The 23,107-nt window shown below is 38.8% G+C and carries 19 protein-coding genes; 9 read left to right on the top strand and 10 right to left on the bottom strand.

Features of this window, described 5'->3' with window-relative positions; genetic code table 11:
* Positions 1-38 precede the first annotated feature (38 nt).
* Both AC4PL9_RS09050 and AC4PL9_RS09045 read right to left on the bottom strand, forming a co-directional pair.
* Positions 39-1,232, bottom strand: a complete 1,194-nt coding sequence (locus tag AC4PL9_RS09050) for a M56 family metallopeptidase (protein ID WP_491604430.1) — start codon at positions 1,230-1,232, stop codon at positions 39-41.
* Entirely contained in the window at positions 1,222-1,596 is a 375-nt protein-coding gene (locus AC4PL9_RS09045) for a BlaI/MecI/CopY family transcriptional regulator (RefSeq protein ID WP_491604429.1), read from the bottom strand. The genes AC4PL9_RS09050 and AC4PL9_RS09045 overlap by 11 nt, the downstream gene beginning before the upstream one ends.
* 234 nt (positions 1,597-1,830) lie before the next feature.
* Here AC4PL9_RS09045 and AC4PL9_RS09040 point away from each other — a divergent pair, with 234 nt between their 5' ends.
* The 3 genes from AC4PL9_RS09040 to AC4PL9_RS09030 are packed head-to-tail and all read left to right on the top strand — an operon-like array spanning position 1,831 to position 4,326.
* Positions 1,831-2,787 carry a DUF2157 domain-containing protein gene (locus AC4PL9_RS09040; protein WP_491604428.1) on the top strand — a complete coding sequence of 319 codons (957 nt, stop codon included), beginning with the start codon at positions 1,831-1,833 and terminating at the stop codon, positions 2,785-2,787.
* Positions 2,780-3,844 carry a DUF4401 domain-containing protein gene (locus AC4PL9_RS09035; RefSeq protein WP_491604427.1) on the top strand — a complete coding sequence of 355 codons (1,065 nt, stop codon included), beginning with the start codon at positions 2,780-2,782 and terminating at the stop codon, positions 3,842-3,844. Before AC4PL9_RS09040 ends, AC4PL9_RS09035 begins: the two co-directional genes overlap by 8 nt.
* Positions 3,841-4,326, top strand: coding sequence for a GDYXXLXY domain-containing protein (locus AC4PL9_RS09030; protein WP_491604426.1), 486 nt, complete (start codon positions 3,841-3,843; stop codon positions 4,324-4,326). Before AC4PL9_RS09035 ends, AC4PL9_RS09030 begins: the two co-directional genes overlap by 4 nt.
* Before the next feature lie 493 nt (positions 4,327-4,819).
* On the opposite strand, the gene AC4PL9_RS09025 is transcribed toward AC4PL9_RS09030, so the two are convergent.
* Positions 4,820-5,425, bottom strand: a complete 606-nt coding sequence (locus AC4PL9_RS09025; RefSeq protein WP_491604425.1) for an NUDIX hydrolase — start codon at positions 5,423-5,425, stop codon at positions 4,820-4,822.
* Positions 5,426-5,433: 8 nt separating this feature from the next.
* On the opposite strand from AC4PL9_RS09025, the gene pyrE reads away from it, so the two are divergent.
* Both pyrE and AC4PL9_RS09015 read left to right on the top strand, forming a co-directional pair.
* Entirely contained in the window at positions 5,434-6,084 is a 651-nt protein-coding gene (pyrE, locus tag AC4PL9_RS09020; RefSeq protein WP_491604424.1) for an orotate phosphoribosyltransferase, read from the top strand.
* Position 6,085: 1 nt separating this feature from the next.
* The gene (locus tag AC4PL9_RS09015) at positions 6,086-6,490 is read left to right on the top strand and encodes an SRPBCC domain-containing protein (RefSeq protein WP_491604423.1); all 405 of its coding nucleotides are present in this window, start codon (positions 6,086-6,088) and stop codon (positions 6,488-6,490) included.
* Between the two features lie 18 nt (positions 6,491-6,508).
* Here AC4PL9_RS09015 and AC4PL9_RS09010 read toward each other — a convergent pair whose 3' ends face one another.
* The 3 genes from AC4PL9_RS09010 to AC4PL9_RS09000 all read right to left on the bottom strand — a co-directional run bounded on the left by AC4PL9_RS09010 (position 6,509) and on the right by AC4PL9_RS09000 (position 11,815).
* Positions 6,509-7,687, bottom strand: a complete 1,179-nt coding sequence (locus AC4PL9_RS09010) for a histidine kinase dimerization/phosphoacceptor domain -containing protein (RefSeq protein ID WP_491604422.1) — start codon at positions 7,685-7,687, stop codon at positions 6,509-6,511.
* A 168-nt stretch (positions 7,688-7,855) separates the two neighbouring features.
* Entirely contained in the window at positions 7,856-10,000 is a 2,145-nt protein-coding gene (locus tag AC4PL9_RS09005; RefSeq protein ID WP_491604421.1) for a peptide MFS transporter, read from the bottom strand.
* Positions 10,001-10,027: 27 nt separating this feature from the next.
* Positions 10,028-11,815, bottom strand: a complete 1,788-nt coding sequence (locus tag AC4PL9_RS09000) for a peptide MFS transporter (RefSeq protein WP_491604420.1) — start codon at positions 11,813-11,815, stop codon at positions 10,028-10,030.
* 201 nt (positions 11,816-12,016) lie between these two features.
* Between AC4PL9_RS09000 and AC4PL9_RS08995 the strand changes: the two genes are divergently transcribed.
* Positions 12,017-13,915 (top strand): M1 family metallopeptidase, encoded by a 1,899-nt coding sequence (locus tag AC4PL9_RS08995; protein ID WP_491604419.1) that lies wholly within the window; start codon positions 12,017-12,019, stop codon positions 13,913-13,915.
* 55 nt (positions 13,916-13,970) lie between these two features.
* Here the strand turns inward: AC4PL9_RS08995 and AC4PL9_RS08990 are convergent, their stop codons facing one another.
* Genes AC4PL9_RS08990 through AC4PL9_RS08975 form a run of 4 tightly spaced genes read right to left on the bottom strand, consistent with a single transcriptional unit; the run spans position 13,971 to position 17,802 of the window.
* A complete protein-coding gene (locus AC4PL9_RS08990) occupies positions 13,971-14,417 on the bottom strand; it encodes a MarR family winged helix-turn-helix transcriptional regulator (protein WP_491604418.1) in 447 nt (148 codons plus the stop codon).
* Positions 14,418-14,470: 53 nt separating this feature from the next.
* Positions 14,471-14,896: a hydroxyphenylacetyl-CoA thioesterase PaaI gene (gene paaI, locus AC4PL9_RS08985; RefSeq protein WP_491604417.1), complete on the bottom strand. Its 426-nt coding sequence runs from the start codon at positions 14,894-14,896 to the stop codon at positions 14,471-14,473.
* A gap of 11 nt (positions 14,897-14,907) precedes the next feature.
* Positions 14,908-15,387, bottom strand: a complete 480-nt coding sequence (locus AC4PL9_RS08980; RefSeq protein ID WP_491604416.1) for a hypothetical protein — start codon at positions 15,385-15,387, stop codon at positions 14,908-14,910.
* A 60-nt stretch (positions 15,388-15,447) separates the two neighbouring features.
* Entirely contained in the window at positions 15,448-17,802 is a 2,355-nt protein-coding gene (locus AC4PL9_RS08975) for a T9SS type B sorting domain-containing protein (protein ID WP_491604415.1), read from the bottom strand.
* A gap of 199 nt (positions 17,803-18,001) precedes the next feature.
* On the opposite strand from AC4PL9_RS08975, the gene AC4PL9_RS08970 reads away from it, so the two are divergent.
* From AC4PL9_RS08970 to AC4PL9_RS08960, 3 genes are all read left to right on the top strand, one after another.
* A complete protein-coding gene (locus tag AC4PL9_RS08970) occupies positions 18,002-20,125 on the top strand; it encodes a S9 family peptidase (protein WP_491604414.1) in 2,124 nt (707 codons plus the stop codon).
* Positions 20,126-20,800 carry a hypothetical protein gene (locus AC4PL9_RS08965; protein WP_491604413.1) on the top strand — a complete coding sequence of 225 codons (675 nt, stop codon included), beginning with the start codon at positions 20,126-20,128 and terminating at the stop codon, positions 20,798-20,800.
* A 107-nt stretch (positions 20,801-20,907) separates the two neighbouring features.
* Complete coding sequence (locus AC4PL9_RS08960) at positions 20,908-23,007, top strand: alpha-ketoacid dehydrogenase subunit alpha/beta (protein ID WP_491604412.1); 2,100 nt, start codon at positions 20,908-20,910, stop codon at positions 23,005-23,007.
* Positions 23,008-23,107: the final 100 nt, after the last annotated feature.

Below are 23,107 nucleotides of genomic sequence, written 5' to 3'. Positions count from 1 at the left end.
GCTACAGCTTCTTTTACTAATAATTCCTAAAAAGAGTATCAGGAAGGTGTAAAATGTATCGGTAAAACTAATTGTGTTTTTACCGGTTTTCCATCTTTTTTACCCGGATTCCAGGCTGGCATTTTAGAAATTACACGGATAGCCTCTTTGTTAAATTGTTCCTGATCACCTCGTTTTATATGAACATCACTGATACTACCATCTTTGTTGATGACAAAACCAACATATACTTTTCCCGCGATGTCATTTTTTATCAATTCTTCAGGATAGCTGATATTGTTGATGAAATACTGATTAAGTGCTTCTTGTCCACCTATAAATTCAGGATTTTCGTCAGGTGTCTGAATCGTATCAGGGGGGGCTGCTTCTACTGTTTGAGGAGAATTTTCCTGAAATGTAAAAGAATAACTTCCGAAAGAAAGAAAAAAGAGACTTGCAGGAATCATACTGTAAAGCAAGATGGTTCCTGTCTTTTTTGTTGAAGAATTTTTACGATGCATTCTCATAATTCGTGTTTTAAAATTAGACATTTTACTAAAAGGTGATAATTGAATAAGGTGGTTGGTTTTCATCATTTGTTGCAACAGAAAGGATGAATATTTTTCGATATTTTCGGAGCGGATCATGATTTCGTCTACTTCGTATTCATGATTCACTTCAATGTTTTTTTTCCACAGGTAAACAAAAGGATTGAACCAGAGAAAGCACTGGACCAGAGAAGAAATAATGCGATCAACAGTGTGTTTCTTATGGATGTGTAATGTTTCATGGGTAAGAATCAACGCCTGCTCTTCTTTTGTAGCAGATGGATCAATCAAAACAATGCGCCCGAAAGATGCGTTTACCGTGGAGTGATAAATTTTAACCCCCTTTTTTTGAGTAATGAACTGAGAGGATCGGATCAGTTTGCCTATTCGCAGAAGGCGATAGGACAGAACCGAAACAGAGAGTAGAACACCCGTTAAGTAAATAGTCGGGAGAATAAATGAGGTATCGGATGTGGATTGAGAAGGTGTCGTCGGGGAAACCTCAAATAAGGGAAGTGTAAGTTGGTAGGACAAATCAGAAGAAATTGAAAATGCCTCAATTCCGATAGGAAGATAAGCCAAAACGGGAATGGACAATAGCAGAAAACGATCCCATTTAGCGAGTCCTCTTTTAGCTAGTAACAAATTATAGAGGAGCACCAGAAAACTGAAGCATAATATATAGGCTATTCCATTATTTATCATCAGTTCCTTTTTTTATGGTTTTAACAATTTCTTCAAAATCCTGAAGTGAAACATCTTCTTTTTTAGCGAGAAAAGAGAGTAACTGTCTGGGAGATCCGTCAAAAAAAGCTAACATAAGATCTTTTATACGCTGTCTGGAGTATACCTCTTTTGATACGAGCGGATAGTATTCATGTGTTTTACCGTAGGCCGTATACGCAACAATTCCTTTGTCGACTAGTATGCGAATAATAGTAGATACTGTACTGTAAGCTGGTTTGGGGTCCGGCAGATGAGGAATGATGTCCTTAACAAAACCTTTTTTCAGTTTCCACAGTACCTGCATAATTTGTTCTTCAGCTTTTGTAAGTTCGACTTTTTGCATAGTATTGATTTTCATTTCTGTAAACTTATAACTAAAAAATTAAATACACAACTATTTTTTTAGTTATGTAACTAATTAATTAGATGGTTAAAGTATTTTTACCTGGTAGAAAAGGATTTTGGTCGGCACTTATAGTTGTTTTAGTATATTTAAAAAACTAGCAACAAACAAATTGGACTGAAAGTTGGTTTTCAGAGGGAAAATGCCCTGTACATCAGTCACAGATAAAAAGTAATGAAAGATACATTAAGGAATAAACATATTGATCTTATTGTGCAAAACAGTAACTGGTCAAAGAACAGAGTAAAAGGAGTGTTACAGGAATACATCTATAATGATGCTTCGGTACTAAAAAAGTTTATACTTTATTTTATTCTGGCTGTGGGAGTAGGATTTACTCTGGCAGGTATTATTTTCTTTTTTGCATACAATTGGCAGGATATGCATAAATTCTTCAAACTTGGTTTGGTAAGCGTTGTATTGATTGCTACGGTTTCCGTTGCTTTATTTACTAAAGTGTCGTTGTTTTCCAGGCATATACTTATTACAATAGCATCCGTACTGGTTGGTGTCTTATTCGCTGTTTTTGGTCAGATTTATCAGACAGGGGCAAATGCCTACGATTTCTTTCTGGGATGGACATTGTTTATTTTGATCTGGACGATTGTATCTCATTTTTCTGTCTTATGGCTGATCTTTATCCTTTTAGTCAATACAACGTTGTTTTTGTTTGAAGAGCAGGTTGCCGGAGACTGGTCAGAAATTCTTTTTTATACAGTACTTTACCTTGTGAATAGTTTCTTTTTACTGGCTTTTGAAATATCCGGACATAAAATAGAGAGGTTGAAATTGCCAGGCTGGTTTCTAAATACGCTTGCCCTGACTACCGTAGCATATGCTACAGTGGGACTTACAGTGGGGATGTTTGATGAGGTGAGTACTGGGTACTGGTTACTATTTCTTTTTTCTGTAATTACATATTTTTTAGCAGTAAAAAAGGGGCTTAGAGACAGAAGCCTGTTCTACCTGTCACTTGTTGCCTTTAGTGGTATTACTATTGTTTCGACCTGGATACTAAAAGAAGGGGAAAGCGAGATTATATTTTTCATAGTAGCTCTTTTCATAATAGTGAGTGTAACATTGGTAGTGAGCTTGTTAGTTAACTTACAAAAGAAGTGGAATAATGAGTAAAGAAGCAGTAATAGTTAAAGCGTTTATTGAGAAAATCCGTATCGAAGAAGATCCTGCCGAAGAGTTGAATGAGCAGGCTGTTCTTGCGGCACTGGATGATGGGGAATCAGATAATCTGGCAATAAAGGTGTTGATCATCTTAGGTGGAATATTAGCGACTCTTTTTTTTCTGGTTTTTCTTTTTCTGGTCGGAATTTATGAACATAGAACCGCGATGTTGGTTCTCGGGCTGGTTATGGTGGGAGTATCTACTTTGGTTAACAGACAGTACAATAAAGTCATTGTGTGGACAATAAGTGTGAGTTTCTATTTACTCGGGTTTGGTTTTATCGGTTGGAGTCTTATAGAATTGGATAGGAGCGAAGATTTTGTAAGCCTTACGGTATTTCTTTTAGCTCTGTTGTCGTTATTGTTAACTCCCGGATATTTGCTGAGTTTCGTAGCTGTTTTGATGGCTAACGGGTCCCTGCTGATGTTGTTAATGAATGAATATAGAGAACATTATATTCTGGTACTTATTCCTTTACAGGCATGGTTGCTGGCTTTTTGGTATTACAATGAGGCCGGAATACTCACAGCACGAAATTTTGTAAGCCGAATTTATTATCCGGTACGAACAGGAACGGTTTTTGCTTTTATGACAACACTTATTTTTATCGGTAAAAGAGGTATTTTACCTTTTTCTAATACTACTTACTGGTTAACATCCGTATTCATTTTTGGAGCTATTTTATACGTACTGTATAATTTACTTCAAGCATTAGGTGTCCGTTCGCTGATACGAAAGTGGAGTATTTATGCTGTTGTTACATGCGTCTTACTTCCGACGATTTATGCTCCCGCAATATCTTCTTCCTTTTTATTGATCTTACTGGCCTTTCACGTTAACCACAAGACAGGAACTGCTGTAGGGATCATAGGACTGATTTATTTTATTTCTCAGTACTACTATGATCTGGAATTTACGCTATTGACAAAGTCAGTCTTACTGTTTACTTCGGGAGTATTGTTTTTGGTGCTCTTTTACTTTTTGAATAAAAAAATAGATTGGAAATGAAAAAGTGGACTCGTTATGCTTTGTTAGGAAATTTACTGCTCTTTTTGCTGTTTTTCATTTTTTCAATTGTCAGAAAAGAAAGTATACTCAATGAAGGGAAACTGGTGCTTCTGAAACTTGCACCTGTTGATCCCCGATCCTTAATGCAGGGCGATTATATGACCCTGCGATATGATATTACCAATAACAGTTTTGATACTGATATTCCCAGGCGAGGTGTTTGTATCGTTCGTTTGGATGAGGACGGTGTTGCTTCTTTTGTCCGCTATCAGAAGAAACCGGAGGGGCTTGCTGAGGATGAATTACCAATTGAGTATACTAGGCAAGACTGGAGAGTAACTATCGGAGCAGAGTCTTTTTTCTTTCAGGAGGGGATGGGAGATAAGTATGATCGTGCAAAGTATGGAGGTTTGCGAATTGACCAGAAAGGAAATAGTGTGTTGGTGGGATTATATGACGAACAGCTACAATTGATTGAATAATAGGTTTTTAGAAGAGAGGATGAGTATAAAAAGAAAATTAAACATAACATTCTTCCTTTTCTTATTTTTTATTCTCGGTGTTAGTATTGCATTCTTATGTGATAGTATGATTATTGATATGATCAATGAAATACTCGTGTTTTTTGGTGGGGGAAAGATCCAACTTACTGGAAAGTATTTTCATTTCTTGAATACAGAGTTTTATTATTTGAGTTTTGGAATAAGCAGCATGCTCTTTTACTACGTTATTTTTCCTATCTCGAAAAGAGGCAGTATTAAAAAGTTGGGAATAGTTATATTACTCTTTACTTTTACAATGGTCATACATACTGTTTTATACGGATACTTAGAATATATGTCGTGTACAATGTGTGATGATGGAGTACTGTTTTTAAGAAGATCTAGTATAAGTTATGGGAGTATAGCAGGTGCTTCAATCATGCTATCAGTTACTATTCTTATTTTGGATAAATGGATAAAAAAAAGTAAAAAATCAAGAGCGCATTGAAAGAATAACATCTTGAATGGATGCGTAGGTGTTTTTCAGAATACGGTCAAATTCCCTTTCTTTGAACCAGCGGACTTCTGTTATTCCTTCTTCTTCCTGCGGAATTAATAATTCATCTCCTGTATAGTCAAATAAATACCAGTAGGTTCGTTTAAGGACGTTTTTCCCCTTGAAGAAATAAGTGTGGTAGGTATCACATAACTTTCGATTGATAACAGGCCCTGTAATGCCACATTCTTCTTCGATCTCACGTATAGCTCCTTCTTCAATGGATTCTCCGGTTTCAATCTTACCTTTGGGAATATCCCATAAACCATGACGTTGAATAAACAAAAATTCATCGTTTCGTTGTACTATTCCTCCGGCTGCTGAAATTTTTTCATAGTCGGAAAAAAGTTCCTTCAGAACTTCTTCTGCTTCATTATCTGCTTCTATGAAAATAAACTTTTCTGTTGCAATAAGCTTGTGAAAAAGCTTTAGCTCAGACCTTTTTAAAGGAAAAGCCTGTTTATGTATATGATCTTCAAGCGAGGAGAATTCCTGTGAAGAACCTATAAAAAGTATATTATTATCGATAAAAACTTTGTACATTTGTCGCCATGATTTTGAACAACGATAACGCGCTTAAAGTTGCCGAATTTCTTTTGCAAATTAAGGCAATAAAATTGAATGTAGCTCAACCTTTTACCTGGGCTTCAGGATGGAAATCACCAATTTATTGTGATAACCGCAAGACGCTGTCGTATCCAAATATCCGCACATTCCTTCGCCAGAGCTATAGTCAGGCGATCCTGGAGGAATTTGGTAAACCGGATGTCATAGCCGGTGTAGCTACCGGGGGAATTGCTCAGGGAGCTTTAGTTGCTCAGGAATTGGGTATCCCATTTATTTATGTACGTTCATCTGCTAAAGGTCACGGTCTGGGAAATCAGATTGAAGGAGTTTTTGAAGAGGGACAGAACGTCGTTGTTATTGAAGATCTGATTTCAACGGGAGGAAGCTCATTGAAAGCTGTTGAGGCATTGAAAGAAGCAGGATGTAATGTCAAGGGACTGGTCGCTATCTTTACGTATGGGTTTGCCGTGGCAGAAGAAAACTTTGAAAAGGCAGATTGTCCTTATATTACACTCTCGAATTATGATTTTCTGATTGAACAGGCACTTCATTCCAATTATGTAACGGAATCAGATTTGGAAAGTTTACGTGAGTGGAAGGAGAATCCTTCTGAATGGACGCCAAAAAACCAGTAATATGGAGATTAAAAGCACGCAGGTTACGATTAACGCTTCACAAAGGGAAGTATTTGACTTTTTGAAGGATGCACAAAACATCTATCATCTCCTTCCTCAGGATAAAGTAACCAATTGGGAAGCAGATGAAAAATCGTGTTCTTTTAAAGTGCAACAGGCTGCTACGATATCATTGGTTCAGAATGAATTGAATGAACCGGCAACAATAAAGATGGTTTCCGGGGAGAAAACACCATTTCCCTTTTCTTTAACGATCATTATAAACGAAGAAGGAGAAGGGCAGTCATCCGGCTATCTGCATTTTGATGGAAAGGTAAACACCTTTTTGAAGATGATGGTTGAAAAACCTCTGACAAACCTGTTTAATTATATGTCTGAAAAGCTTAAAAACAGGTTCGAATCATAAAATAAATTCAGTATCTGCTCATTTTTCTTGCCGTTCAATAAAGATATCAGGATTGTCGAAAGTAATAGTGTAAGCAGTTCCATTATTAGTAGCTGTTTCTACCTGAAGAGTTCCGTTAATCTGTTGAACAAGGTCGTCAACAAGACTTAACCCGAGAGTTTCTTTTTGTTTTTTCTTGGTAAAATCAAACCCATTTCCGTTGTCAGATATACTGAAAACAATATGTTCTCCTGAACATTGTAGGGAAATGTTTATTTCCGGCTTCCCTGAAAAGGTATACTTGGGGAAGGCATGTTTTATGGAATTGGTAATAACTTCATTACACATAAGTCCCAATGGAACAATCTGGTGTGTACTAATATGACAGTCGGCTAAATGTACATTAAATGTAATCTCCGGATAAGAGGTATTGTATTCGTGAATCAACTGTTCCAGATACAATTTGAGTGAGATATCAATGTAGTTCCGGGTCGAATATAATTGTTCATGAATCTTGGCTATAGCAAAAATCCTGTTTTCAAAATCATTGGCCAGCTGAATAAAAGCTTTGTTTTTACTTTCCCGCACTTGTAAACGAAGTAAACTTACGAGCATAGACAAATTATTCTTGATACGGTGATGCATCTCTGCCAGTAGCCGTTCTTTATCCTGTAAAGCTTTTTGCAGGCTTACCTGTGCTTCTTTTCTTTTTCTGGTTTCCAGTACCAGTGAAACAAGTTGATTAATAGCCATGACAAAAAATTGTTCTTCCTCGGTCCACTTTTTTAGCTTACCGACCTGCTCATAACACATAACACCGGCTAGTTCTCCTTCAATAAAGATCGGAACATCCATCATTGAGAAAATATTATGTTCCTTACAGTAATTGTCTTTTAATTCGTTTGTAACCGGATTTGTATGAATATTGTCAATCACCAGAATCTCGTCTGTGAGTAGATGCGAATAGTAGTAGGGGATATCCGATTCAAAGATGCTTTCTCCTTTTGAGAATTTACCCGAAGTATTGTCGTAATTCGCGATACAAATCAGCTGCTTACGTGTTTCATTAAATAACCAAATATTAACCCGCTGTATTCCTAAGCAGTTGGCAAGTCGTTGTCCGATATCCCGCAGTACACCATCCGTATCCTCACTGAAAAGAATACGACTTTTAGCTATTGTCTCTAACTCTGTCTGATATAGAGATTTGGGTGACATCTATTGCTAAAGTACAGTAATTAAAAATATAAATCAACGATTAATTTATATTTATTGTGGATTAAACGAATAAATAGGTGGTTGAATACTTGAGAGCCGGATTTTGGGGATAAAAAAAGCGGTAGTATTACTACCGCTTTTTCACTAGATTGGTTCGTATATATCTTTTTAGCGTACTCCGTGCATTAATCGTTTAAACATAGGATTTAGCAAGATGATTACTATTCCCATGAATATTGGTATGATGGTAAAGATCAGGAAGAATGTAGACATAGAATATTGTTCCTGAATCGTTTCTATTTTACCTCCCAAATATCCGGCAGCATAATTCCCTATTGCTATTGCCAGATACCACATCCCGAACATGAATCCAATCATGCGGGCAGGTACAAGTTTACTTACATAAGAGAGACCTACAGGAGATAAACAAAGCTCACCAAGTGTATGGAAGAGATAGGCAAAAACAAGCCAGACAAGACTAACTCTCATTCCTTCCTCCAGTCCATTAGCTCCAATAGCAAGAATTCCGAATCCTAATGCCATTACGATAAGTCCCAATCCATATTTAACCGCTGCACTTGGGTTATACTTACTTTCCCACCATTTAGAAAATAGTGAAGCGAAGGCTATAATAAAGAAAGAGTTTAGGATAGAAAACCAGGAAGTAGTAATCTCTACTTCATTTCCGGCAACCTCTCCCAAAGTAGCTTTAATAATAGGACTAGATTTTCCCGGATGCTGTTCAATTTGTTTTAAGATCATTCCTTCCTTAACTTCATCAACATATCGGAAGGCTCCAAGCTCAAAAGTTGCCAGAATTTCATTGCCAGGTATTAACTCTTTGTACTCTCCAATTGTTTTAGTAACTACCTCAACACTATCTGAATCGGTAAGCGTTTTTTCCATTTCGAGGGTTACAGGAGTTTTCGCAAATAATAACTCGCCTGTTTTTTTATCGACTTTTTGCTTTCCATCTTTATCTAAATCAGGAGTAACATGCATCGCCACTGTTAACTCGTATGATTTCGTATTTAGATCACGATTGGTTTTCCAGATAGCAAGTCCCCAAATCCCCATAAAACAGACAACGAGTATAATATTAGATAGTCGGATAATTTTTGCTGACGCTCCCCAAAGTTTTACCAGAACCCATGTGATTATGATAAGAGGAGTAAAAGTTAAAAGTAAGTCAATGACTAAAAACGTTGTAGCAGCACTTCCTTCTAAAATTCGATCTGTAAAGTCACGGGCAAATATTACCAGAGAACTGGCTCCCTGCTCAAATGACATCCAAAAGAAAATAGTAAAGAAAGCAAAAATGACAACGGTAATCATACGATGTCTAATCACACGTTCATATCTTGAAATCCTTGAAATAATCAAAGGGAAGAAGAATACAACCAGTCCGATCAGTATAAATGTAATTTTTGGAGACAGAATTTCTTCTCCATTTGAGTATATACCAAAGAAATCCGGGATTAGTGGTACGCCATTAATGGCAAATGGACCATGTAATAAAAATACTAATCCAAAAATAACGGATAGTACAGTAAAGATTTTGTCGAAGGTTGTAAATGGGTTTAACTTCTCCTTTGGTTGTTTTTCATTATCAGATGAAATGTCCTCTAAGGTGTCAAGTTGAGAAGCCTGTTCTTTACCTTTTTCTTCTTTTTTAGGTGCAGCACCTATTTCTCCGAAAAGAGGTTTAGAAAACCAAAATTGTAATAGACCAAGCATCATGAATATTCCGGCTAAACCGAATCCCCAAGACCAACCAATTTTTTCAGCCAAATAACCGCATAACATCATTCCAAAAAATGCTCCTGCATTTACTCCCATATAGAAAATGGTATATGCACCATCTTTCTTTTCGGGAAGATCTTTATACATTTCAGATATAATGGATGTCATAGTTGGTTTGAAGAAACCTGTTCCAATTACAAGAAGGGCAAGTCCTCCATATAAAGACGCTTCAGTTTCTATTGCCATAAGAGCATGTCCTAGTGTCATTACCAGTGCACCCACAGCCACAGCATTCCGATAGCCCAAAAATTTATCGGCAATCATTCCTCCCAAAATAGGAGTCAGATATAATAATCCTGCATAAGTTGCAAAAAGAGTACCTGCATTTTCAGCAGACCATTCCCATCCGGGATTTACTCCAATCACAGCCATTGTGAGGAAATTTATTAGAAGAACCCGCATTCCGTAGAATGAGAAGCGTTCCCACATTTCTGTAAAAAACAGTACGAACAAACCAGAAGGGTGTCCTAAAACCTGAGATTGAAAAAATGCTGGTTTTTGAGTCGACATAAAAAATCTGTAATTGAGTAATTAAAATTAATTTTCCGCTAATTCGAAGCCTTCATTTTCATGAATATCTCGCTCATTCTCTTCTGCTCCGTGTGTCAGCTTTTTTAGTTTTTTTAGGAAAATAATCAATAGAATACCAAATGCTACAGTAAATATTGTAATCCAGGTAAATATTTTTAGTTCCTGAGCATTTTGTGTTTCAGATATAACGAACGATACAGAATAGTCTTTACCATCACCTCTGTTTTCCTTAACTTTTACAGCTTCTTCATCCTTCTCTAATAAAAGTTTAGCATGTAGAGGTTTTTCTTCCGAAGCCTGGTATTCTGAGAGTTCTTCTTTTAAGCGTTTTTCGTTCTTTGAGTCAAGTTCGAATAAATCAGAAATTACGTTATCTCCCTGATATTTTTTGAATACAATTGTATTTCCTGAAAGATAAACTTCACTTTGGATTTCAATGTTTTTATCCCAGTTAATCGGGTAAACCAATTCGGTCTTATTTTTACTGGTTTCAACCTCCTGCTTTCCGGTGATTGCATTAATTGTATCTTTTGAAGAAGTTAATTTTCCTTCATATACTTCTAACTGTGAAGTAGAACCAATTGTCCCGGCAAGTTTGTTACCAAGACCTGTTGCCGCAAAATAAATACCCATCATAATCGATGCGTATTTTAGTGGTGCTAGTTTTGTAATAAAAGAAAGAGAAACAGGTGATGTTGATAATTCTCCTATGGTATGGAACAGATATGCTAAAAATATCCAAACCATTGATGCTTTACCAAAATTTTCAGAAGAAGCCTCTTTGGAAGCAAACATCATGAAAATAAAACCTAACCCCATAATGATAGTCCCGACAGCCATTTTGAAGAGAGAGGAAGATTCTTTTCCTTTCAGCTTTCTATGTGCCCAAAAAGCAGCTACGATAGCACCAAATATTATAATATACCCCGCATTAAGGGATTGGAACACTGCAGCAGGAATCTCCCACCAGTCTCCTATATTTCGGTTTACCTTTTCGTCAGTGTAAAGGTTCATTAAACCTCCTGCTTGTTCAAAAGCTGCCCAAAATACAATGATGATGAGGAATGAAAGTAGTAACACTATAATTCTATCCTTTTCAACTTTAGTTAGTGGTTTTTTGGCTGCTTCAAGAACCGATTGGTCGGTCGATTTACCAATGAAATTTCCAACATGTTTAAGGTGCTTCTGTCCGGCCATGTATACAATCTGACCCAATAGCATTCCTATACCCGCTAGTCCAAATCCAATGTGCCATCCCCACATTTTAGCAACAATTCCAACCGTTATACCGGCTAAAAATGCTCCAAGATTGATTCCAATGTAAAAAATCGTAAAACCTTTGTCTCGTCTTATATCCCCAGGCTTATATAACCCACCAACCATAGTTGAGATATTAGGCTTTAGACCGCCTACACCTAGAATAATTAAGGAAAGACCTAAGAAAAAGGCCCAACTCGTAGGGATGGCTAGAACACCATGCCCAATACATAGTAGGATACCACCTATTAAAACAGTTTTCTTTTGTCCAAGCCATTTATCTGCTACAATACCACCAGGTATAGCCATCAAATAAACTAACATTGTGTACCAACCGTATAGCCAGATAGCATCTTTATTTGTCCATCCAAGTCCCGGGTCATCAGCAGATGCTGATTCTGCTATGTATAATATGAGTAGTCCCCGCATTCCGTAGTAGGAAAACCGTTCCCACATCTCCGTGAAAAACAGTACAAACAAACCAACGGGATGTCCCAAAAATGTCTTCTCAGCAGTGATACTATCTGAATTAGTCATGACTATGCTCTTAGTGTGAAGTTTGGTCGGTGAAAATAGTTAAAACTTTTCAAAAGAGGTTATCTTTTGATTAATATTTCGATAAATGACCTCCTGTCCCGGTTTTTCGTTTGTTTGCCGTTTTTTTGGAGGACTTGATCTTATAGAGTTGAAAACCAAATGGAATAGTTGTAAATTTGCACGCAAAACAAGTAATACCTTATGAATTACAGAGTATTTTTCCCTGTTCTGGTTAGTGGATTCCTTTTTTCGTTTTGTTCGGATGGAACTAAAGAAGAGCCGGTTATATCCGGTGGAAAAGAGGAACAGAGTACGGTCCGGGTAGATGATAAGCACAGTTATGCAAATATAGAAGACGTATATACAAAACACCTCGACCTTGATATAGAAGTGAATTTTGATACCAGAACAATTTCTGGTGTCGTTACGCATCTGGTTGATAATAAGAAAGGTGTCGATACGATTGTTTTTGATGTTAAAAACCTTATAATTGATAAAGTAACAATAGGAGAACAGGAACAACCTACTTTCTTTAGATTAGGTAGGGCAGACTCGCTATTGGGGCAACCCTTGTATGTTGCTCTTTCGGGAGAGACAGTTGTTCATATTCATTATTCAACTACAGAAAATACACAGGCGGTAGACTGGTTAGGGCCGAATCTGACTGCCGGAAAGAAATACCCTTTTTTGTATACGCAGGGACAGGCAATCCTTACACGAACATGGATTCCTATTCAGGATACTCCGGCTAATCGGATTACCTATAGTGCCCGTGTGAAGGTTCCGTCAGAGTTAATGGCCGTCATGAGTGCCACAAATCCTCAGGAAAAAACAAAAGATGGAATCTATCACTTCAGAATGGATCAGTCTATTCCGTCGTATTTAATTGCTCTGGCAGTGGGAGATATCAGATTCAAAGCACTGGATGAAAGATCAGGGGTATATGCCGAACCTTCTGTAGTAGATGCTGCTGTATATGAATTTGCGGATATGCCTGAGATGATAAATACGGCAGAGGATTTATATGGGAAGTATAAATGGGAGCGATATGACGTGATTGTGTTACCTCCGGCGTTTCCTTTCGGAGGTATGGAAAACCCGCGGTTGACGTTTGCAACACCGACCATATTGGCCGGAGATAGAAGTTTGGTATCCCTGATAGCACATGAATTAGCTCATTCATGGTCCGGAAATCTTGTAACCAATGCCACCTGGGAAGATTTTTGGCTGAATGAAGGGTTTACAGTCTATTTTGAGTCACGTATTATGGAAGCTGTAGCCGGACGTGAAATAGCGGAAATGCTTACATTGATTGAGTATCAGGAGTTGATGCATGAAGTGGATGATATAGGTGATGGAGAACATCCTGAAGACACGCATTTGAAATTAGCATTGTCAGACCGCGACCCGGATGAAGGGATGACAACAATTGCCTACAACAAAGGTGCTTTGTTTTTAATGACGCTGGAGGATAAGGTCGGAAGAGAAAGGTTTGATCGTTTTATCAGAGATTATTTTGCTTCTCATGCGTTTGAGACCCTGACTACTGAAGAGTTTTTGGTGTATTTGAAAAAGAACTTGTTGCAACCGGAAAACATTTCTTTTAATACCGATGAGTGGGTTTATGGTCCCGGTATTCCGGATAATTGTCGGAAAATCACATCAAGTAGGTTTGAAAAAGTAGATAGTATTGCAGCGTTATTTACCGGAGGGAAACCGGCAGAACAATTGGGGATAACCCGAAAAAGCTGGGTGACACAGGAATGGATGAACTTTATCCGGAAACTCCCTGATTCAACAGAAACGGATAGGATGAAAGAGTTAGATCAGGTGTTTGGTTTTAAGAATTGGGGAAATTCGGAAATTATGTCTGAATGGTACATTAAGAGTATTCGAACAGGTTATAGAGATGTGCGCCCGGAGATGGAAGCTTTTTTGGTACAGGTAGGGAGAAGAAAGTTTCTTGAGCCGATATATGAGGCTTTGACAGAGAAAGATGAAGACAAAGAATGGGCAAAACAAGTGTATAAAAAGGCAAGGGGTAATTACCATTCGATTACTGCTGGAACTATAGACCGTATACTATACGGTAGTAAGTAAATAAAAAGCCCGGATTTGTTAGAATCCGGGCTTCGATTTATATTTTACAGTGGAATTAGCTTTCCATTTCCTGTGTTACAATTTTGTCAATACGCTCCATGACGTCGAAAAAGACGGTTAGTTTCCCTTTGGGTATTTTTGCGTATAACTTTTCGTTGAATTCAAGAACTACTGATTTTGCCAGCTTTCTTTGTTCAATTCCGTATTTTGTGAGGAAAATTCTGACTTTTCGTTTGTCTTCTTTGTCTGGACTTCTGAAAATCAATCCTTTTTCTTCCATTGCTTTTAAGGTTCTGGAAAGACTCGTAGGTTCCATACCTAGCCGTGGACCAAGTTGGGTACTGGGAGTTCCTTCTTTATCAATAATAAGCAATATGAATGCAATTGAGATGGTTACATCGTGCTCGGCGGCTTTCTGATTATACATCCGTGCAATCTTATGCCAGATATGCCGGACTACAAAGTCTACCGTTGGTGTTTTCTTGTCATTCTGTTCACTCATGAAATGTCGGTTGAATCAATAAACTAAACAAATATAATTACTTTGTTCTATTGTCAATTACTTTTACTTCCGTTCTTCCACTCAGCGGATTTACGATACACAGTCCCTTTAAAAAGAGCAATTTTATCTGAGTTTTCATTAAAGACTTCAATATCGTAAATTGCGATTTTGTGGGAAAGCGAACGTTCGGTTGCGATGGCAGTAAGTGTTTCACCAGTCCTCACCGGTTTGAGATGAGAGATTGATGTTTCTATACTTACAGCGTGTTGCCCATGAGAATTTGAAGCAAAAGCCAATGCTGAGTCTGCCAGTGAATACGAGATACCTCCATGCAGAATGCCAAACCCGTTTAACATTTCAGCACGGGTTTTCATAGAGAGCTTACAATAACCGGGTTGGGTACTGATAACCTGAATGCCCAGCCATTGACTGAAAGCATCATTATGCATCATTTTGTTTGTAATCTCTTCCGGACTCATACCGAGCGGTTTTATTTCTTTATAGCTCTGTTCAGAAGTCCTGTCATGGCTGACAATACAATGAACAACTGAGAAGAAGTTTCAATATCCAGTTCTTCACCATCTTCGTCTTCACCGTCCAGTTCTTCTGCAAGGAAAGCAAGTAAATTGGGTTGGTTGATGTATGTGTCAAGAATTTGAGGGTCTTCTTCTCTTGTGTATTCTTCCAGAACATCCATAAACTCATCATGGAAACTGTCAATCATGTCGTCGGTTATTCTGTCAAGCTCTATTCCCGCTTGCTGAAAAGCCTCCATTGCAATACAGAAGTAGTATATGATATAAGGACCAAGATCTTCATTTTCATACTCAAGAGTGGCTTGCATAATGTAATTAACCAACTCTGTTTGTGCCAGGGTGTAGGTCTCTGATAATTTCTCTACACTGGCATCATCAAGACCATCAACTTTGTCAAGAGCCTTTTCAATGCTTTCAAATTTTACTAAACTCATCCTATGATTTTTTTCAAAGTTCGGAAAATAGATTGATATATGAGTAGCAATCGTATTTTATCAACGTAAAACGTTAACGTGCCCCTTGTATTGCAATTCTTCTTTGTTACTTTTTCGGGTGAATTGGATAACCCAGGTATAGGTTCCGGAAGGTACAGGCATGTTGTTATAAGTACCGTCCCAATGACGATTTTTGTTTTGTGATTCAAATACAATCTCTCCCCATCGATTAAAGACTAACATGGAGAAAGTGTATACGTCAATATCCCCATTTACCTCGAAGTAAAACGTATTATTGTATTTTCCACTGTTAGGGGTGAAGGTATTGGGGACATAAACATTTAAAGGAGGTGTAATTTCGACCAAAGCAGTGGTAGAGTCAATACATCCCAGATTGTTTTCTGCAATTAGCTGAACAGCATAAACACGATTGGTTTCGTTAGGGAAATCATGTTCCGTGTCACTGACATTATTGAGGATAGTTCCTTCATCAAAATTCCACTCATTACTGCCAAATCCTGAAATGTAATCCGTATTATCGGTGAAAGATACGGTTGTGAATTCATCTCCTGTTTGGATAACCTCGTATGAAAACGAGGCTTTCGGAGAAGGTGAAACGATAAGGTTCAGACGCGTAATTGAATCACATCCATTTTGATTGGGGTGAAAAATTTCAAACTCACCCGTCTCAGTAAATGTAAAGTTTTCCAGTTCGTAAGTTTCTCCTTCACAAATTGTCGCTTCTCTATAATGTACAATCTGATCGTCAATCGAAATGCGGAGAGTTATCACCGAATCACATCCGGCAGAGGAGATAAATGGGACAGGGTAATCTCCTGGTATACTATAATCAGTTCCGTTAAATTCAAACGATTCATTTCCGCATAAGGAAACCGGGCGCAATAAAGCATATGTTGGATGGATAGCCAGATTCAATTGTACGACAGAATCACAACCTGATGAACTGGTAAACGTTGCCGGGTAAGTACCAGCGGTTGTCAATGAAGCCCCATTAAAATCATACGATTGATTGTCACAAATGGAAACATCTAACTCTACCGTTTCTTCGTCCGGAGCGATAAGATTCAGGGTAATTGTTGAATCACACCCATCCTGGGTGGTAAAAGCAATTGTGTATGTTCCGGGAGAGGTGTAGGATGTCCCGTTATAGGTCATATCATCTCCGGAGCATACTGAGTATTGCTCTTGTATTGAATAGGAGGGGAGTACAGTCAAATTCAATGTGACAGTAGAGTCACAACCGCTTTGAGATTGAAAAACTTCTGTATAGGTACCTTGTTGATCGATATTTTGTCCATTAAACGTATAGGAACTCCCTTCGCAAATACTTTCCTGTAAAGTGACTGTAGTTTCCGGTGTTACAGTAAGTGATAGTTCGATAGTTGAATCACAACCAGCGCTACTTGTTAGTAAAATAGAATAATTTCCTGTAGTTGTGTAAGTTTGCCCTCCGATGGTATAACTTTCGTTTTCGCAAATTTGAGCATTGACTTGTGTCAAAGATGAACTACTAACTTCCACATCAAATGTGTAGGGAGATCCGTTCATGGAAGTTCCGCATCCGGAGTAATTGGGGGTAACAGAAATCGGATAGGTTCCTGTCGGAAGTGTATTCCAGTCAACAGAAATTGTACTGGCACTTTCGGAACCATTATTACCGATGACATTCGTTCCATTAGGAAATGACCAAGTAAAACCCACACCATTTTGAGGTGCAACCGAATAGGTCGATGTTTCACTGTTACAAACAATCAAAGGTCCCGAAGCTAAAGCTGTTACAGAAGGTATATTGTTGATTGCCTGAGCCGAAAGAGTAATATCATCCAAAAATAAATGCTCGTCGTCTCTGTTTGTGGAGATTGAGATCGCAAAGGAAAATGTATTTACACAGGCAGGAATATCGTAGATGTACTGATTTTCCTTTATGTCAAACGCTGCATCTCCTGCTCCCTGAACAATTGTTATTGTAGGTTGAGCAACTCCGTCCAAAACAGGGGTGAAAGTAAGATCATCTCCGGAATCCCATCCGGTTCCGTTGCATATAGGGTGGCGATTGCCCCAAAAAAATGAGAGAGTTCGTTGGCTTTGATTGGAGGAGGATATATCTATCTGGTCAAAAGTGAATGTGTTGTTCATTCTTGTACCGTTTCCACTTCCTCCATCAATACAACTTCCGCCTCCGGTATTTCCTCCGACAACGATGGATCTTTGCCCTGAAACAAGATTAGCAAATTGACCGGCTTCAAAAGTAGCAGTGGCATCAGCACCGGTAGAAGTATAAGTCCAGTCATCACCATTTTCTCCACCCTGAAAAGCAAGAGTCACCTGAGCACTGACAGTTGTAAGGCTCCCCATAAGTGCAAGAATTACTACTCCGAATAACAATACTCGCATTAAATCACTTTTTTAAGGTGTGTTTCACAGGACAAAATTACGCTTAGTTGTTGAAAATTAAAACAAAATGGAGGTTAACTGTTTGTTAATTCGATGAAAGTGTCAAAAAGGAAGACCAGTTGGTTTCTTCCTAATCCACAGTGTTATTTGGTGAAGTAGCATTTTTTTTAGCATCTTTACCCTGAAAAATAAAAATAAAATGAAAGCGATATTTTTTCTCATTCTTACGTTGGTGACTCTTCCTGTTTTATTTGCTCAAAAGGAGCTGACACTTGAAGATGCGGTGATGAATCAGTACCGGGAGTATTATCCGGAACATGTTTTTGGGTTTAATTGGTTGCCGGAGTCTTCAGATTATGCGTATCTGGATGGTTATGTGAATATGGTAATTGTTTCGGGGAAAGGAAAAACAGAACGCATTTCAATAAAAGAAGTGAGCAAAGTAACCGGAGAAGATATTATGTGGTTTTCGGGGTTGCAATGGAAAGATGCTTCATCGTTTTATATCGCTGACAACAATAAGTACTTTTTGTACAATTATAAAACAGGAGAAGGGAAAAAAACGTTGGAATTTGATGCGCTTGCAGAAAATGGTGAGTTAGAGATTGTGACGGGAGCAGTTGCATATACGATTGACAATAACCTGTATGTTGCTACACCTTCCGGAAAGCAGATTTCCGTTACTTCCAATGAAGATAAAAATATCGTTTCCGGGCAGGCGATAGCCCGAAGTGAGTTTGGAATTACAGATGGAATTTTCTGGTCCCCAAAGGGAAATTATCTGGCTTTTTATCAGAAGGATGAAACCAATGTGGCTGAATATCCGATGTTGGATATTACAAAAACTCCGGGGGAAACGAGTTTTATTAAGTACCCAATGACAGGTCAGAAAAGTGAACATGGTCGTGTTGGGGTATATAATATGACAACAGGAAAGACAATTTACATTGAACCCAAGGGAGCAAAAGAAGATTATCTTACGAATCTTTCCTGGACACCTGATGAAAAACATGTGTTTATTGCAGAAGTTAACAGAGGTCAAAATCACATGCAATTGCAAATGTATAATGCTGAATCGGGTGCGTTTGTTAAAACGATACTTGAAGAAAAACATGATAAGTGGGTAGAGCCGGAACATCCAGCTTTTTTCTTTCATCAGTCATCTGATGAATTTGTTTGGATGAGTGAAAAGGACGGTTTTATGAACTTGTACTTATGTTCGGTAGAAAAAGGCTTTGTCAGACAACTGACACATAATAAATGGGAAGCTTTGGGGATTTTAGGAACAAATGCAAAGGGAACAGAAGTGTATTTTGAAGGGACCGGAGAGAGTCCGCTGGAAAAGCGGGCTTTTGCTGTTCAGGTAAGCAGTGGAAAACAAACTGAATTAACTCCCGGAGAAGGAACACACAGCGTAACGGTTAGTTTTGACGGAGCACATATTTTTGATCAGTATTCGTCAACTACTATTCCTAACGTAGCTCGTATTTTGAACCGCAAAGGGAAAACCATGAAAACGTTGGTTGAGGCGGAAAATAAAATGAAAGATTTGGTGTTAGGGCAGGCTGAAATAAGTACGCTTAAAGCAAAAGACGGAACCGTATTATATACAAGATTGATAAAACCATCGGATTTTGATCCGAATAAAAAATATCCGGTACTTGTTTATGTCTACGGAGGTCCTCACGCGCAGTTAATTACTAATTCCTGGTTCGGTGGAGCAAGTCTTTGGATGTACTGGATGGCAGAGCAGGGGTATCTTGTTTATACGCTGGATAACAGAGGGTCAGCGCACCGGGGATTTGCATTTGAAAATGTAATCCACCGTCAGTTAGGAACAATCGAAATTGAAGATCAGTTGACAGGTGTTGCGTATCTGAAAAGTTTGCCATACGTAGATGGAGACAGACTGGCTGTTCATGGATGGAGTTTTGGAGGATTCATGACTTCGTCTCTCATGCTGCGGGAACCGGGTGTGTTTACGACAGGTGTGGCAGGTGGTCCGGTAACGGATTGGAAGTATTACGAAGTAATGTATGGCGAACGTTATATGGATCGCCCTGAGGAGAATGAAGAAGGATATGAAGCTGCGAGTCTGTTGAATAAAACAGAAAATCTGGAAGGGAAGTTATTGCTAATCCACGGTTCGATTGATGATGTGGTGGTGATGCAACACAGTCATTCGCTGATTAAATCATTTATCGATAAAGGAAAGCAAGTTGACTTTTTTGTGTATCCTATGCATGAGCACAATGTGCGTGGGAAAGATAGGGTACACCTTATGCAAAAGGTACTTACCTATATTCTCGAAAACAATAAATAATTGCTGAAGAACTTTATTATAGCAGTATTTTCAGGAATCGTAATCTTACCAGCTGTTTATGCGCAAACAGAAGAGGACAGCCTGGCTTTGTTTCTCCCGCAAACGGTATATGCGGGAGAATTTTATATTCGTGCCGGCTACATGGATGCGATTCGTTCCAATTCATCGTACTCCTCTCGTTTTTTTATGGTAGGAGGAGGGGTAGAAATGAATCCCGGTGAAGGTAAATGGGGGATAGGAGCCGCAGCTGCTTTTGGTTATAAACACAAAAGTAGAAAGCTTTTTAATAATTTATTTCTACCTCATGTTCAGGTGTATACCGTGAGACGAATGTGGGCGGCAAAAGAAATGTCTTTTCTTGTTGGAGGGGGGGCGAGTTGGCTGACCAATGTGTATTCCGATTGGATGGTGTATAACTCTAGTTACGGGCAGTATTATCAGGAATCGGGTTATCAGAATTATGTCTCTGTGTTGATCAAATCACTTTTCAGATACAAAATAGGACTGGGAAAACGAAAAAAAGCAATGCTCCGGTTAGGCGTTTTTCTGGATTTGGATATTCCCGTAATGGCATATTCGGATAGGGGAGAGACGGACAGAAATTTACTGCCATACGCGAATTGGGCACATCGGTTTGGCATCCGAAGTGGCGTTCGTGTTGGTATCGGTAAATAGTAGAGTAATTGAGATTCTCACCTCAATTACAAAATCGGTTAAATCCCTGTAAATGCTTCTGAACTGGAATTTTATTTCGTATCTTCGAGCCGCAAAATATTGAGATTATGGCGGAGGCGTTGAAGGAACAACAAAAGACCGGAAAAACACCGAAAACAGATAAGAGTATTATTAAGAAAGCATTCACTTTGATGGCTACGGCCAAGACATTAGCTGAAAAGTATGAAGCAAATGCAAAAGTGACGGCCAAGTATGTACATGCAACATCGCGGGGACATGAAGCCATTCAATTGGCAACAGGGATGCAGCTACTTCCTCAGGATTGGGTTTCTCCGTATTACCGGGATGACAGTATTCTTTTAGGAATTGGAGTAACTCCCTACGAATTAATGTTGCAGGTTTTTGCAAAAAAAGATGACATATTTAGTGGAGGTAGAACGTATTACTCTCACCCTTCACTGGATCGAGATACAATGCCGAAAATCCCACATCAGTCTTCAGCGACCGGGATGCAGGCTATTCCTACAACAGGAGTGGCTATGGGAATTCAGTACAAAGAAAAGCAAGGATTATCAGAAGACTACAAAGGAGATAATCCGGTAGTCGTTTGTTCATTGGGAGATGCTTCCTGTACAGAAGGAGAAGTCTCTGAGGCATTCCAAATGGCAGCCTTGAAGCAGTTTCCGATAATTTACCTTGTTCAGGATAATGAGTGGGATATTTCTGCCAATTCGAAAGAAACCAGAGCGCAGGATATTTCGCATTATGCAAAAGGATTTAATGGTATTGAAGTCCGAACGATCGATGGAAGTGATTTTGAAGAATCGTATCAGACGATGGAAGAGGTTATTTCGATTGTGCGTAAAGAACGACGTCCGTTTATTGTTCATGCTAAGGTTCCTTTGTTGGGACACCACACTTCCGGAGTACGAAAAGAATGGTACCGGGATGATTTGGATGAACATGCAACGCGGGATCCGTATCCAAAGATGAAAGAATTGATGGTACAGGCTGGTTTTGATCAGGCTGATATTATTAACCTTGAGGCAGAAGTTCGTTCGCTGGTGGATGATGAATATGAAAAAGCATTCAATGCACCAGAGCCGGAACCATCTTCTGTAACGGATCATATTTTTGCACCAACACCTATTACCGAAGAAAGAGGAATACGCCAACCGGAAGGGAAAAAGCCAACCGTGATGGTCGATAGTGCACTTTTTGCTGTTCGTGAAATCCTTGGAAAGCACCCTGAAGCGTTGTTGTATGGACAAGACGTTGGTGGTCGTTTAGGAGGTGTTTTTCGTGAAGCAGCTACTCTTGCACAGCAGTTTGGAGATGATCGGGTATTCAATACTCCGATTCAGGAAGCATTTATTATCGGTTCAACGGTAGGAATGGCCTGTACAGGATTAAAGCCGATTGTCGAAGTCCAGTTTGCCGATTACATCTGGCCGGGATTAAATCAGTTGTTTACTGAGCTGAGTCGTTCGTATTACCTGTCAAATGGTAAATGGCCTGCTTCCGCTGTGATTCGCGTTCCTATTGGAGCGTACGGATCAGGGGGGCCTTACCACTCTTCGAGTGTAGAGTCTGTAGTGACAAATATCAGAGGAGTTAAAGTAGCTTATCCATCGACAGGAGCAGATTTGAAAGGATTGTTGAAGTCTGCGTTTTATGATCCGAATCCTGTGGTTATTTTTGAACACAAGGGATTGTACTGGAGTAAGATTCCGGGAACGGAAGGAGCTGTGACAGTAGAGCCGGACGAAGATTATGTGATTCCTTTCGGAAAAGCACGTATTGTACAGGAAGCAACTGAGGAAAACATACAGCAGGGTAAGTCTTGTGTGATTATTACGTATGGAATGGGAGTTTACTGGGCTTTGAAAGCTGCAAAAAACTATCCCGGACAAGTTGAAATCGTTGACTTACGGACATTAAATCCAATTGATACGGATGCAATGTATGCGGCTACTAAAAAGCATGGGAAATGTATGCTGGTTACCGAAGAATCCAAAGAAGCCAGCTTTACCTTAGGGCTTGCCGGAAGAATTCAGGAAAATTGTTTCGAAGCATTGGATGCCCCGGTTAAAATAGTAGGATCTGTTGATACACCAGCTATTCCGCTTAATTCGATCCTGGAAGCAGAATTGTTGCCAAATGCAGAAAAAGTAGAAAGTGTCCTGGAAGAACTTTTGGGATACTAAATAAGTTAACAAAAAGATTGTTGTAAGGGTAGGCAGGATGAAGCTTACCCTTTTTTAGTCTCTATAAAGCGATGCTGAATGATGCAGAGTAGATGTAAAA

The sequence above is a fragment of the Wandonia sp. genome (assembly GCF_984588085.1).
The sequence above is the reverse complement of the archived record's forward strand: the minus strand, read 5'-3'. Positions and strand labels throughout refer to the sequence as shown.

Coding starts and splice junctions, on each gene's coding strand:
- AC4PL9_RS09050 (WP_491604430.1), bottom strand. CDS start 1,232: ATGATAAATAATGGAATAGCCTATATATTATGCTTCAGTTTTCTGGTG.
- AC4PL9_RS09045 (WP_491604429.1), bottom strand. CDS start 1,596: ATGCAAAAAGTCGAACTTACAAAAGCTGAAGAACAAATTATGCAGGTA.
- AC4PL9_RS09040 (WP_491604428.1), top strand. CDS start 1,831: ATGAAAGATACATTAAGGAATAAACATATTGATCTTATTGTGCAAAAC.
- AC4PL9_RS09035 (WP_491604427.1), top strand. CDS start 2,780: ATGAGTAAAGAAGCAGTAATAGTTAAAGCGTTTATTGAGAAAATCCGT.
- AC4PL9_RS09030 (WP_491604426.1), top strand. CDS start 3,841: ATGAAAAAGTGGACTCGTTATGCTTTGTTAGGAAATTTACTGCTCTTT.
- AC4PL9_RS09025 (WP_491604425.1), bottom strand. CDS start 5,425: ATGTACAAAGTTTTTATCGATAATAATATACTTTTTATAGGTTCTTCA.
- pyrE (WP_491604424.1), top strand. CDS start 5,434: ATGATTTTGAACAACGATAACGCGCTTAAAGTTGCCGAATTTCTTTTG.
- AC4PL9_RS09015 (WP_491604423.1), top strand. CDS start 6,086: ATGGAGATTAAAAGCACGCAGGTTACGATTAACGCTTCACAAAGGGAA.
- AC4PL9_RS09010 (WP_491604422.1), bottom strand. CDS start 7,687: ATGTCACCCAAATCTCTATATCAGACAGAGTTAGAGACAATAGCTAAA.
- AC4PL9_RS09005 (WP_491604421.1), bottom strand. CDS start 10,000: ATGTCGACTCAAAAACCAGCATTTTTTCAATCTCAGGTTTTAGGACAC.
- AC4PL9_RS09000 (WP_491604420.1), bottom strand. CDS start 11,815: ATGACTAATTCAGATAGTATCACTGCTGAGAAGACATTTTTGGGACAT.
- AC4PL9_RS08995 (WP_491604419.1), top strand. CDS start 12,017: ATGAATTACAGAGTATTTTTCCCTGTTCTGGTTAGTGGATTCCTTTTT.
- AC4PL9_RS08990 (WP_491604418.1), bottom strand. CDS start 14,417: ATGAGTGAACAGAATGACAAGAAAACACCAACGGTAGACTTTGTAGTC.
- paaI (WP_491604417.1), bottom strand. CDS start 14,896: ATGAGTCCGGAAGAGATTACAAACAAAATGATGCATAATGATGCTTTC.
- AC4PL9_RS08980 (WP_491604416.1), bottom strand. CDS start 15,387: ATGAGTTTAGTAAAATTTGAAAGCATTGAAAAGGCTCTTGACAAAGTT.
- AC4PL9_RS08975 (WP_491604415.1), bottom strand. CDS start 17,802: ATGCGAGTATTGTTATTCGGAGTAGTAATTCTTGCACTTATGGGGAGC.
- AC4PL9_RS08970 (WP_491604414.1), top strand. CDS start 18,002: ATGAAAGCGATATTTTTTCTCATTCTTACGTTGGTGACTCTTCCTGTT.
- AC4PL9_RS08960 (WP_491604412.1), top strand. CDS start 20,908: ATGGCGGAGGCGTTGAAGGAACAACAAAAGACCGGAAAAACACCGAAA.